Source organism: Bradyrhizobium sp. WYCCWR 12699 (assembly GCF_032144035.1).
In the GTDB taxonomy this organism is placed as follows: domain Bacteria; phylum Pseudomonadota; class Alphaproteobacteria; order Rhizobiales; family Xanthobacteraceae; genus Bradyrhizobium.
The window spans coordinates 1,025,039-1,037,610 of sequence record NZ_JAVTJN010000032.1; the positions used below are offsets into that span (position 1 = coordinate 1,025,039).

A 12,572-nucleotide genomic window follows, 5' to 3' on the forward strand; every position below is an offset into this window, starting at 1 on the left:
CACCCCACAAGCGCGAAGAGTTCATTCCTGACCTACTGTCGCCAGCCAATCATCCACAGCCGCATCTATCACGCGGGCCCCGTTTTTACCCTTCTCAAGCGAGAAATAAGCATGACTACCATCAGCAAATCCAACATCGAGTTGAACCATCGCAAGCCGACGAAGGATTACTAAATTCTGCTTCTCAGCTTCCGTGCTGCCGGACCATCCGATTGCGACTTGGTCCTGAGTGACTGACTTCATGAATACCTTGGGATCGGTATGGAATTTGCTGACAGCGAGGCTCACGGGGTCTTTCATGCCCGCGCCCAGCGAAGCCAATTGCCCGTGGTGATCTGCCCTCCCCTTGATCGTGAGGGTCATGATGTGACTGATATTAAGTTCTTCGAGAGGCGGTTTACAGAAATCCGTTTCGCCGTTCTTGCACTTAGTCATTCGATACACTGCGTCGAACCGGACAAAGCGCCGAGGATACCTCGTCAGCTCAAGCCAAACTTCAAGGCCTTCCGTGGTGTATTCTGCATAAGCAAGGACCGTTAGTTTCGGTTCAGTTGTCGGTTCAAGGGGCTTGTGAACAGAAGCCCATTCGACTTTTCCCGAAAAGTTTTTATCACCAATGATTGCGGTCGCTCGGGCCTCGTGATGACCTTGCACACCAAAACCCGCGGCAATCGCATATAAGAAACCTACAGAAGACGCGGTTATCAAAAGCGTTTTGACAAACAAACCGATCAGACCGAACCATGCTGGCGTGCCTTGACCAGCAGCATCAGTGGGCGAAGAGCACGGAGCTTCGCTCCTAACCGCTGAGACCCAATACTCTCGGATGAACTCCGGCTTAAAGTAGTCGCTGTGCTTGAACGGATGAAATCGGTCTCTAACGTTGTAGTCACCGAACCCATAGGTGCCTGTCGCTCCATACCCGCTCCCCAAACTCTTCGCTAAGACGGGCCAGACATCGCGAACACCGCACTCGTTGATGATCGCGTCACGTTTGATTGGGGGGACGATTTGGCTTTGAACTCGACCCCAATCGTAGTTTTCGGGAATGATTGAGCCGCAAAGTACCACCCGGTCAAATTTGAAGTAAGGGTTCTCCAAAAGCACCTGCGCGAACGAGTATGTGCCGAAGCTGTGAGCAAAGACGATCAGCTTATGTTGCTTAAACTGCTCCCGTATCCCTTCGATCTGCTTTCGTATCCGTTCAATTACTGCCTTCCGGCAGGCGCGGAATGGACAAAGAAATCTTAGAAGGTCAAAATAACCGTACTTGATTGGGATAACCGTCGCGCCCGTCTCATTCTCAATGATCGAGGCAACGCATCCCTGCCACCACGCCCTCGTACGGATACCATGCAGTAGAATGACCAAAGTGGGCTCGGCAGTACCCGCCGCTGTCTCTCTTGGTGATGCGCTCATGAAGGCAGAAGCTTCCCCGTTCGTCCACTTACCTCACGGCCCCGCTCAGATGCGAAGGCCGCTGACTTACTTGTTTGTGCCTCTATTATTCCAGCTTTGCGACCGCTGCTGCATTGCGTGCTTTTTTTGGAGCCCCTCAACTGCGCGCCGGACCGCATCGAATGTTTCCTGACCGTCTCGAACTACAGCGTGCCAGTCGAAGTAGGGCACCTTCAAACCAGAGGCGTCCCAAGCCTCAGTGAGATAGTTCCGAAACGCGGTGGTACGCTCCAGCCGCTGGTGAATGTCGAAGCTCTCCAAGTTCTGAGAGATTGTCGCCTCGGCCTGCTCATCGAAAATGGGGGTGTCAAACAGAACTGCGTCAAGATAGGCGAAGGCCCCAATCCATCTCCGCAGATGGTATGCCCCGACCGTCGTAACGCGGAAACCGTGCGGCATTGCACCGACCAATCCGGTCAGGTCCTCTTCAAATGTAATTCTCTCTGTTGTCTCGATGAGCTTCTTGTTGGTCAGCCTCCGTAGGGCACCTTCGATTTGGGCGGGCAGGAACGCCAGAGCCTGCATAGTGCTCAGCAGAACCGACGTTTGAACAAATTCATCCTTATCTTTTGCTGTCTGGTCGTACATCAGCACTGCGACGATGAGGCTGCACAAGAAGTGTTCTCTCGGGTCAGGGCTCTGCACGTCAAACAAATTCATTGCGAGCGACGAATTGGGATTGAAATGCGAGTAGTCGCCCAGAATGGCGGCTTTAGAGAATTCGTGCAGCGGAATACTGTATTTACCGGTCTGAGATTGAATTCTGACAATTTTTTCCGCCTCGACGTTTGGGCTCCCGATGAACTGCGTTACGAACTCGACAACGGCGCGAATGTTGCCGCCGCTTATGTTTGCAAGGATTTCAGTCAGGCTGCGGTTGTGCTCCAACGAAAACAGCAGGGCTTTGAGAAAATGAGCCATGCTATCGATACTGAGCCGCACGCCTTGAAGCATCGACGCGGGTATTTTTCCTTCAGCCACCTTCAATGCGAAGAGAAGTCGCTTCTCGATGACAACCTCGGGCCGAGGCGGGTCAATCGTAAAGACCTTATGGGGGTATGCTGCAAGCACGCCCGCCCGCTTGGACTGAAAGAATGTTTGTGGTCTGACGGCGATGAACACCAGCGCGTTCCACCCTTGGGCCAACTCTTGCGCGATCAAAAAGGCCTCTTGTTGGATAGCAGTGGTTCTCTGGTCGGCATTATCAATCATGAAGATGATTTGCTTCTGCCTGCCTAAAGCCAAATGTTCGATGGAGCGACGAAGGTGCTCCGATTTCTCGGCTACGGTTTCTCCGAGGAACTTATTTATTTCGGTGGCAATCGCGTCTGTGTCGTCCTTAAGAGAAGCAACGCGAAAGCTCCTGCGAAATCTCTTTATGTCGAGGTCGTACACACCGCGAACAAAACCATCTTCGTAAACATCCACTTGGTATTTGGCGTAGAGTTGACGCTCAATCTCATTGAGCACGTGGGCCTTGATGTCAGTGTTCAGGGCAGCCTTTGATCCAAGATCAACATAGATAAGCAGTGAATTATCAAATTCCTTGGGCGCACGGATGTAAATGAGGTCTTCAAGGAAGGAGGTCTTTCCTACGCCGACGTCCCCTAAGAGAACTATGGGACGCTTGGCTAATGCTTCCGTCAGAATTTGGTTTGTAAGTCCGCCTTCCTCGTCCTGCCCTTTGGCCGGCTCCAAGGTTGGCGTGCCCTCTTGGGGCGTGAACAGCGAGGCATAACGAGCCTTCAAGACTTGCTGGCTAATGAGAGCATCACGGCTGAGCGCCCCTGTGTCAGCATAACACTCATTGTAAAACCGCTTCTTCATCGGCTCGGTGCGAACGATGTCTTCGAGAAGCAATTCACTGATGGCGCGAAGATTGGCTTGCAAATCCGACTTGTATCGGAACGAGGGATACCGCATTAGGCGCGAAGATAGTTTTGCGGCAGATTGGTTTCGATCCTGTATCCTAAGGTCGTCGCAAGGCGGCGCTCGAAGAGCCCATCAGGAGAAAGGCACTGCCAGTAGGTGGGAAACTCGTCCTCGAGTTGCTGCAGGCTGCGGCAGACGAGAGCTTTCCCATCCAGCCACGATGCGCCAATCCGCTGCCCGATGAACGCTATCAGTTGATCGCCATTGCAGACGACCGCAAACTCAATTCCGTCTGCATTGCAATAACCCTGCGCTTGCCTGATTGCCGCGTCGGCACTTTTGCTCGCAGACATGACGGACTTGAGGCTTTGTATCAAACCTTTGTCTTTGTCTGCCGGAAAGTCGAAGTATGCTCCCGCGCGCTTGGCTTCCCAGACGATTTCGCTGGGGCTGCCCAGCACGTAGTCTCGAATGTCGCCATCTAAACGGCTCTCCGTCTTGATGACTTCTCGCGGCCAGCCGAAGCACTCTATGAGCAACCGATCAATAAATTGAAAGCGTGTGTCCGCTTCATTCCAGGATGGGAGCTTGTCACCGAATTCCGCGCGGATTGATCGGAGGTTCTTCAATCCTTGATCCAGTGAGACGGTTGAGCGCATGTTTTGTCCTCGGCCTGCTCCACCTTACGGCTGTTGCGAAACCGTACACAACTGCCCTTGGCCGCTCCAGTGGGCTCGTAATCGGCAGTGGCGATCACCACAGCAAAACTGAGGAGCGCGGCTTAGAGCGCCCTGCAGGGTCCTTCGGCGGACGCGCTGCTTCCGTTAGCCGGGCGGCGGCCGCAGGCTTTAGCCCCCTATTTTTGAAATCCCCCCGGGGGCCGTCGGCAAAAATGGTCCCATCTTGAGAAAGGGGACCCGTTCAAAGGACCCCTTCGCAATTGAGGGGCGCACGCAGACAGCCTTGTAAACTGTCCGTAATTCGGTCACTTCGCGAACAGTCGAATTCGGACGTCTGGAATTTTACTGGAATTGCTCAGCTTCCTGATGGTCTAGACGCACCGAAGATCGAACAGTTGCTCGGATTGCGCCGTTCCGGCCAGCAGCCCGATAACCTGATCAAGCCGCGCTGACTGTGTTCGAAAGTCGTTGGGTGAGCGAGACGGATTCAAACCGCCGCGTAGCCAAGCGGTTGATTTTTTGAGAAATGCCGTACTAGACCGATTTTGCGGGTTCAAAGATTCGGAGAAAATTCGGTTCTCCGGCTTCATTCAGGCCTTGTTGAATGACCGTTTGGATTTCTCCGCCCGCGAAAAAGCAGGAAAACGGCCGAGTTTCTGGCCTGTCTGCAGCTCCAAGTACGAGATCGTTCTTGCCGGATGGCGGAGAGAGTGGGATTCGAACCCACGGTACGGTTTCCCGCACACACGCTTTCCAAGCGTGCGCCTTAAGCCACTCGGCCATCTCTCCGGAGCGCCCTCTCTTGAAGGGGCGCCGCCGATTTTGCAAGGGATCGCGGCTCAATCGGGTGAATTTTCCGCAACTTGTTGTAGTTACAAGACAATATCTGATGTAACGGGTCCACCGATCCGCCTGCCGGCTGAACCCGCGGCGGGTTTGGCGCGACGATTCACGCAGGAGCGGCCAACACGCCTACGGGGGATACCATGACCATCCGCAAGACCATCCTCGCCCTTGGCCTGGCATCAGGCCTCGGCTCCGCCCTCGCGGTCCCCGCTGCTGCCCAGGTCTGCACCCGGCAAGGCGTCGACGTCAGCTGCAACGACGGCCGGCGCGGGGTGCTGTCGGGCGATGCCATCATCTGGCCGGACGGCACACGATCGAGCTCGACGCCGCATCCGAGCGTGATCATCGGCAACAAGAGCTCGGTGCATGTCGGCCCCGGCGTGTTCGTCGGCCAGGGCAAGGGCATGGTGCCGATGGACGATCCCAACGCGCCGAACAAGCGGCAATGCGCGATCCTGGATGGGGTCTCGTATTGTTATTGAGAGCGCTATTCGCTGTTTGCGGGCATCCACGTTCTCGTACGCCAATGGCAAAACGTGGATGGCCGGGTCAAGCCCGGCCATGACGAGTTGATAGGACTGAGAAAAATCTCAGATCAGCCTTACGCCCGAGATCGCCGACTTCAGCCAGCGCAGCGCCTGCGGCGGTTGCGCGGCGAGCGGGGCGACGGCGGCCTTCTCGGTCCGGCACTTCTCCAGCTCGGCGACGAAATCGGCCGACCATTGCTGGATGGTGTGACCGCGCAGCTTCTTCATCATCGCGTCCCAGCGCATCTTGCGCTCGGTGAGCGGCATCGCGGCCGCGACCGCGATCGCGCGCGCCATGCCGTCGATGTCGTGCGGATTGACGAGCAAGGCAGTCTCGAGCTCATTGGCAGCGCCCGCGAACTTCGACAGCACCAGCACGCCGGGGTCGGCCGGGTTTTGCGCGGCGACATATTCCTTGGCGACGAGGTTCATGCCGTCATGCAGCGGCGTCACCACGCCGACCTGCGCGGTGCGATAGAGGCCCGCCAGCACCGCCTGGCTGAAACCCTTGTTCAGATAGCGGATCGGCGTCCAGTCGACCTCGCCGTGCCGGCCGTTGACGTCGGTGACGAGGCGCGCGACGTCGTTCTGGAGATTGCCGTAAGCCTCGATCGCGCCGCGCGAAGGGTTGGCGATCTGGAGCAGCGAAATGCTGCGCGCAAACTGCGGCTGCTCGGTCCAGAGCCGGTCGAACGCGCTGATGCGGTTGATTAGGCCCTTGGAATAGTCGAGCCGGTCCACGCCGATCGCGAGCCGCTCGCCATTGAGGCTGCGGCGCAGCCGCGACACGTCCGGATGCGAGGCCGATTTCGCGGCGTAAGCTGCGAACTTCTCCGCATCGATGCCGATCGGAAACACCTCGCAACGGGTGCGGCCGTGCTGCGAGAGCACGACACCGTCTTCGACGGTGAGACCGAGCTCGCCGCCGGCATAACCGAGGAAGTTCTGGCAGTCCTCATTGGTCTGGAAGCCGAGCAGATCGTAGGCCAGCATCGCCGTGATCAGCTCGCGATGATTGGGCACGCCCTGCATCACCGCAGCGACAGGCCACGGCGTATGCAGGAAGAAGCCGATCGGGTCGTCGACGCCGAGATCGCGCAGCTCCGCACCGAGCGCAAGGAAGTGATAATCCTGCACCCAGAACGCGGTCTTGGCTTTTCGGAAACGCATCAAGGCGCGCGCCATGAAGGCGTTGACCTCGCGATAGCTGACGTAATCCTCGCGCGAGACGCGGATCAGATCGCTGCGCGAATGCAGCGCCGGCCACAGCGCGGAATTGGCAAAACCCTCGTAATAGCCGCCGTAATGCGCCGCGGGCAGATCCAACGTCGCGATTGCGCCGGTGCCGAGCGCTTCGATCTCGGCAAAAGGTTCCTTTTGATGGCCGTCCCGGACCCGGCCCGAAGATCCCACCCAGATCGCGCCCGAATGTTCCACCACCGGCAACAAGGCCGCCGCGAGGCCGCCCGTCATGGGCTCATTAGGCTTGCCGCGCGCGACGCGATTCGAAACGACGACTAAGTTCACAGGTCGTCCCCTCCTGTTTCATTCCACCCCGTTTAACTGCCGTTCATCAATATGGTTCCTGATCATCGTTTCAACCAATTGAAACCAAAATCGGGCGTGCGCGTTGGAACTGGTTTCGCTTGCGGAACTCGGGAAATTTCGCTGCAAAGACAGTGTGTGCGATTGTGTTGCACACCAATTATCGCGGCGCGCCAAGAGCCGAGCCGACCGACATTATGTCTGCGAGAGGGCGCTGCCCTCGTTTCACCTGGGATCAAGCAGGCGGGCGAGGAAGGCACGCACGTCGTTCGGCGCGTCGAAATGGCCATTCACGCCCATGGCACGACGTCCGACCGAGAAGGCGAGCCCGTTCATGTCGGGCATGATCGCGAAGACGGTTTCGTCGGTGACGTCGTCGCCGATGAAGATCGGACGTCGCCCCTTGAACGGCTCCCGCTTCATCAGTTCGCGTACGCCGGTCGCCTTGGTGAATCCGGAATGCTTGATCTCGCAGACGAACTTGCCGGGCAGCACCTCGATCGGCGCGTTGGGCAGATCGGCGCGGATCACCGAGACGGCTTCGTAGATGGCTTTCTCCGCATGCGGCGCGAGACGGTAATGCAGCGCCAGCGAATAGCCCTTGTCCTCGAGCAGAATGCCGGGCGAAAGCTTGGCGATGGCCGCCAGCCGCCGCTTCAGCTCCTTGTCCAGCGGCGGCGCGTGCACGGCGTCGGCCTCATTGTCGACCGACAGCCGCATCTCTGCGCCGTGGCCGGCGACGGCGCGAAACACGTCGGGCGCGAAGATCAGGTCGATGTCGTTGAGCGAGCGGCCGCTGACCAGCGCCAGCGCGCCGGAGGTCCGCTCGGTCAACCGGTTCAGCGTGTCCGAGAGGCCCGGCGGCACCCACACCTCACGCGGCGTCGGCATCAGGTCGAGCAGGGTCCCGTCGATGTCGAGCAGAATTGCGGTCTCGTCGAGATGCGGCACCAGCGCATGCGGCACCGGCACCGTTTCCGGCGTGTCGTCGTCGCGTAGGGTGTTCTGCTGGTCCAACGCCATTTCTGCAAGTTCCGATTTCATCAGTCTACTCCATAAAGGCGAGCGGCCGAGCGATTTGTTCAAGCGATTTGCGCTCCGCCGAGACGGCATAGCGCCACGCCACGATCGCGGCCGCGATCATCAGGACTGCCCCCAGCAGATAGCCGGCGAACACGCTGGTGCGTGATCCCGTGTCGATCAGCGCGCCGAACAGCGCCGGCCCGATCACGCCGCCGATGCCGGTGCCGACCGCGTAGAACACGGCGATCGCCAGCGCGCGAACTTCGAGCGGAAAGGTCTCGCTGACGGTGAGATAGGCCGCGCTGGCGGCCGGCGATGCAAAGAAGAAGATCACCATCCAGGCGATGGTCTGCCCCTGCGCAGAGAGCACGCCGATGGAGAACAGGTAGCCCGAGACCGCCAGTAAAAGACCCGACATGCCGTAGGTGAACATGATCATGGTACGGCGTCCCAGCGTATCGAACAGCCGGCCGAGCAAGAGGGGCCCCAGGAAATTGCCGGCGGCAAAGGGCAGCAGGTACCAGCCAACGTGATCGGCACGGATGCCGTAGAAATCGGTCAGCACCAGCGCGAAGGTGAAGAAGATCGCGTTGTAGAAGAACGCCTGCGCGCTCATCAGCACGAGGCCGACCAGCGCGCGCTGGCGGTACGCCGAGAACAGCGTGTGCACGACCTCGCGGATCGGCGTGTGATCGCGCATCTTCAGCCGCATCTTGGTGAAGCGCGCCTCGCTCGTATCCTGGTCATGCCCGATCACGGAACGTTCGATCTCGTCGACGATCGCATGCGCCTGGTCGGGACGGCCATGGATCATCAGCCAGCGCGGACTTTCCGGAATCCACATTCGCATCAACAGCACGACGAGACCGATGCTGGCGCCGATCAGATAAGCGAGACGCCAGCCGAGATCGGGCGCGATCACGGCGGGATCGAGCAGCACGATGGCCGCGACCGCGCCCATCGCGGCGCCGATCCAGAAACTGCCGTTGATGACGAGATCGGTCCAGCCGCGATAGCGCGCCGGCACCAGCTCCTGGATGGTCGAGTTGATCGCGGTGTATTCGCCGCCGATGCCGGCACCGGTGAGGAAACGAAACGCTGCGTAGCTCGCGACATCCCACGACAGAGCGGTTGCGGCCGTCGCCGAGAGGTAGAGCGCCAGCGTGATGAAGAACAGCTTCTTGCGGCCGATGCGGTCGGTGAGCCAGCCGAAGCCGAGCGCACCGAGCACGGCGCCGGCGAGATAGGCGGAATTGGCAATGCCGAGATCGAGATTGGAGAAGTGCAGCGACGGGCTCTGCTTCAGCGCACCGGAGAGCGCGCCGGCCAGCGTCACCTCGAGCCCGTCAAGGATCCAGGTGATGCCGAGCGCGAGCACGACGCGGGTGTGAAAGCCGCTCCAGGGCAGCGCGTCGAGCCGCGCCGGAATACTGGTCTCGACGATGCGGTCGGTCGCGGCCGCCGAGACCCCAGATGCATAGTTCCGCGCTGGGCTTTGCTGCAATTCCATCGGGCTGTTGCGTTCGATCAATGGAAGCGGCCCCGATTCACAGGCCGTGAACGGGGTCGATCCGATCATTGGGGTGCGGCATTCCGCCTGCCACCTGCGACAACGTCCGCGGCGAGGCCGGGTTCCCGCAGGAACGGCCGCCAGCACCGCCCGTTTCCGATGGAGCCGCAAGGAGTTGACGCATGGCTCATGTCAGAAAGACGACACATTCTCGAAACAGCGGCGCCCGCAAATCCAGCCGCCGGAAGAAGACAAGCACGCGGCGCAGCACGACCACGCGCAAGAGCGCCAAACGCGCAGCGCCAAAGCGCTGGTCGCAGCGTGTGACCAAAGAGAGCGACGCACTCAACCTCAAGCAGGGCGTGTTCAAGCTGACCAGCCCGAAGAAGATCGCGACGTCACTGAAGCGATCGGCCGAGCACAGCTCACGACGCAAGACCGGCGCCTATCGTTCGGCGCTGTCGATGCTGACCTTCTACATCAACCGCGCCGGCAAGACCTTGCCGAAAACGCAGCGCACGCGGCTGGAAAAGGCGAAGGTCGAGCTGAAGCGGGCGTTCGGGAGGGAGTGAGGATGAGAGGTAAGGCCCTCAGAGCGCGATCTTGACTTCGCTGTCGTCCCGGACAGGCGGAGCACCTGGCAGCGCGCGGCGCTGTCAGGTGTGCAGCGCAGCTCCGGGATGACGGCGGAGTATGACGCCGCGGCGCCTTACGCCGCGCGGATATTCCCCATGAAGCGATCGAGCTCGGCGCGCAGGCGGGTGCTTTCGGATGACAGCGTCTTGGCCGAGTGCAGCACCTCCTCCGAGGCCGAGCCGGTCTCGGCGGCACCGCGATTGACCTGACCGATATCGGTGGCCGCGGTCTGCGTGCCCTGCGCCACGGTCTGGACGCTGCGCGCGATCTCCTGCGTCGCCGCGCCCTGCTGCTCGACAGCGCTGGCGATCGAGGTCGAAATCGACGAGATCTGGCCGATGGTCGCTCCGATCTCCTTGATCGCGGCAACCGATTCGGCGGTGGCGCCCTGCATGCCCGCGATGTGCGAGGAAATCTCGTCCGTCGCCTTCGCGGTCTGGCTCGCCAGCGATTTCACTTCGCTCGCGACCACCGCAAAACCGCGGCCGGCTTCACCCGCGCGCGCCGCCTCGATGGTGGCATTGAGCGCCAGAAGGTTGGTCTGCTCGGCGATCGCCGTGATCAGCTTGACGACCTCGCCGATCTGCTGCGCGGCATGCGAGAGTTTTCCAATGCGACCGTCGGTCTCCTTGGCCTGGACTACGGCAGCTTCCGCAATGCGGCTGGAATCGCGGACCTGGCGGCCGATCTCCTCGACCGAGGCCGACAGCTCTTCCGTCGCGGTGGCGACCGACTGCATGTTGGAGGAGGCCTGCTCGGAGACGTCCGCGACCTGGCTCGACAGGCTCTGCGTGGTCTCGGCGGTCCGGGTCAGCGTTGACGCGGCCGATTCCAGCTGCACGGCCGAGGCCGAGACGTTGGACACGATGGCGCCGACCGCGCTCTCGAAATCATCGGCAAAGCGGATCAGCTCGGCGCGGCGGCTTGCGGCCTGCTCACGGTTCTGCACTTCGCTGGCCGCGGCATCGCGCTCGGCTTTGGCGACAGCCTGAACCTTGAACTCCTCGACCGCGCCGGCCATCTCGCCGATTTCGTCCTTGCGGCCGAGACCCGGCAGCACCACGTCGAAATTGCCCGAGGCCAGCTCACGCATCGCCTTGCACATCGCGATCATCGGGCGCGAGATGCCGTTGCCGAGCATCAGGGCAAGCACCGCGCCGATGGCGAGGCCGCCGAGCGCCAGCATCACCATCAGCCGCTCGGTATCCACGATCGTCGCATTCGCGCTCGCTTCGATGCGCTGCTGATCGGCGGTGAGCTCCGACCGCAGCTCGCCGGAGAGCTTGAGGATGCCCGCCGCCGTCTTGGTCATCTCGCCGTTCAGCTTGACGATGATCTTCACATTCTCCGACAGCTTCGTGAAGGAGGAACGGTACTGCTTCAGCAGATTACCGATCTCGGTGACGCGGTCCGTGATCTTCTGGTCGTTGGCATAGATCGAGACCAGCAGGGTCTCCAGGAATTTGACGCGGGCGATCACGCCATCGGCGGTCTTCGGCTCCGGCTTGGCGACGAAGGCGCTGACCGAGGTGGAGACCGCCAGATATTGCGAGGTGATGTCCTTGGCCGTGGTCTGGACTGAGGCCAGCCCCGCCAGCGCGGCCGTATCGGCGAGATCGTCGAACTTGAACCGGATCTTGTTGCCGACGCTGTTGAGCTCATCGGCCGCGATCTTGTTGTTCTCACGCGTCAGCGTGATGATTTCTCCGAACACCTTGGTGAAGCGCTGGAACTCGGCCTCGAGCTTGCCGACCTCCTCGCGTCGGGCGGCGCCCGTCGTGGCGGACATCGACTTGGCGATCGCGCTCTTCAGATTTTCCTCGGCAGCCTTGGCTGCGGTCTCGTCATCCGCCGCCCCCGTCAGGGTATAGGCTCGGGCCAGTCCTTGATAGGCGATCAGTTCGCGGTCGACCGTCCGCGCGAGGTCGGCTTCCGAGACGCTGGTGCGATAGGAGGCCACGGCGCCGGCAATCCGCTCGAAGCCGAAATAGGCGAAGGCCATGCTGACGGCGAGGATGGCCAGCACCGCCACGAAGCCGAGGATGATTTTTGCGCGAAACCGCAAAGTTGGCAGCTTCGATTGGTTCGACTTCGACTTGACCGACATTCCCCCACCCCATTCCATTCGCGGAAAACCAGGCGCAGCCGAAAGAGCAGCCCGCTCTCCGACTCGTCCGCACGGTAATCGGCAAAGGATAAGCTGTGGTAAATTTGCGACGCCTGGCTGGCGGTTAGGTGACGCAGGGGAGTTGTTAAGGTGCGTCACCTGGCAGCGTCGCAAATTTAAGTGGCGATCCTCGGTCCGCTGTCGTCCCGGACAAGCGGTGATGAAGCGGAAGCGGCTTCAGGCGCGGCGCCTTACGCCGCGCGGATATTCCCCATGAAGCGATCGAGCTCGGCGCGCAGGCGGGTGCTTTCGGATGACAGCGTCTTGGCCGAGTGCAGCACCTCCTCCGAGGCCGAGCCGGTCTCGGC

9 protein-coding genes and 1 tRNA gene are annotated in these 12,572 nt (G+C 60.4%); 2 read left to right on the forward strand and 8 right to left on the reverse strand.

Going from position 1 to position 12,572, the window contains the following annotated elements:
- Positions 1 to 21: 21 nt before the first annotated feature.
- From RPS27_RS19645 to RPS27_RS19660, 4 genes are all read right to left on the reverse strand, one after another.
- Positions 22 to 1,419 carry a hypothetical protein gene (locus RPS27_RS19645; protein ID WP_313754195.1) on the reverse strand — a complete coding sequence of 466 codons (1,398 nt, stop codon included), beginning with the start codon at positions 1,417 to 1,419 and terminating at the stop codon, positions 22 to 24.
- 66 nt (positions 1,420 to 1,485) lie between these two features.
- Positions 1,486 to 3,348: a hypothetical protein gene (locus tag RPS27_RS19650; RefSeq protein WP_313754196.1), complete on the reverse strand. Its 1,863-nt coding sequence runs from the start codon at positions 3,346 to 3,348 to the stop codon at positions 1,486 to 1,488.
- A gap of 32 nt (positions 3,349 to 3,380) precedes the next feature.
- The gene (locus RPS27_RS19655) at positions 3,381 to 3,989 is read right to left on the reverse strand and encodes a hypothetical protein (RefSeq protein ID WP_313754197.1); all 609 of its coding nucleotides are present in this window, start codon (positions 3,987 to 3,989) and stop codon (positions 3,381 to 3,383) included.
- Between the two features lie 720 nt (positions 3,990 to 4,709).
- Positions 4,710 to 4,799: transfer RNA gene (locus RPS27_RS19660), tRNA-Ser, on the reverse strand.
- A 197-nt stretch (positions 4,800 to 4,996) separates the two neighbouring features.
- Here RPS27_RS19660 and RPS27_RS19665 point away from each other — a divergent pair.
- Positions 4,997 to 5,338, forward strand: coding sequence for a hypothetical protein (locus tag RPS27_RS19665; RefSeq protein WP_194405549.1), 342 nt, complete (start codon positions 4,997 to 4,999; stop codon positions 5,336 to 5,338).
- A gap of 108 nt (positions 5,339 to 5,446) precedes the next feature.
- On the opposite strand, the gene RPS27_RS19670 is transcribed toward RPS27_RS19665, so the two are convergent.
- The 3 genes from RPS27_RS19670 to RPS27_RS19680 all read right to left on the reverse strand — a co-directional run bounded on the left by RPS27_RS19670 (position 5,447) and on the right by RPS27_RS19680 (position 9,461).
- Complete coding sequence (locus RPS27_RS19670) at positions 5,447 to 6,910, reverse strand: trehalose-6-phosphate synthase (protein ID WP_212069051.1); 1,464 nt, start codon at positions 6,908 to 6,910, stop codon at positions 5,447 to 5,449.
- 243 nt (positions 6,911 to 7,153) lie between these two features.
- A complete protein-coding gene (gene otsB, locus RPS27_RS19675; RefSeq protein WP_212069052.1) occupies positions 7,154 to 7,972 on the reverse strand; it encodes a trehalose-phosphatase in 819 nt (272 codons plus the stop codon).
- 4 nt (positions 7,973 to 7,976) lie between these two features.
- The gene (locus RPS27_RS19680; protein ID WP_212069093.1) at positions 7,977 to 9,461 is read right to left on the reverse strand and encodes an MFS transporter; all 1,485 of its coding nucleotides are present in this window, start codon (positions 9,459 to 9,461) and stop codon (positions 7,977 to 7,979) included.
- 182 nt (positions 9,462 to 9,643) lie between these two features.
- Between RPS27_RS19680 and RPS27_RS19685 the strand changes: the two genes are divergently transcribed.
- Positions 9,644 to 10,033 carry a DUF3175 domain-containing protein gene (locus RPS27_RS19685; protein ID WP_212069053.1) on the forward strand — a complete coding sequence of 130 codons (390 nt, stop codon included), beginning with the start codon at positions 9,644 to 9,646 and terminating at the stop codon, positions 10,031 to 10,033.
- A gap of 137 nt (positions 10,034 to 10,170) precedes the next feature.
- Here the strand turns inward: RPS27_RS19685 and RPS27_RS19690 are convergent, their stop codons facing one another.
- Positions 10,171 to 12,204 carry a methyl-accepting chemotaxis protein gene (locus tag RPS27_RS19690; RefSeq protein ID WP_212063488.1) on the reverse strand — a complete coding sequence of 678 codons (2,034 nt, stop codon included), beginning with the start codon at positions 12,202 to 12,204 and terminating at the stop codon, positions 10,171 to 10,173.
- Positions 12,205 to 12,572 lie beyond the last annotated feature (368 nt).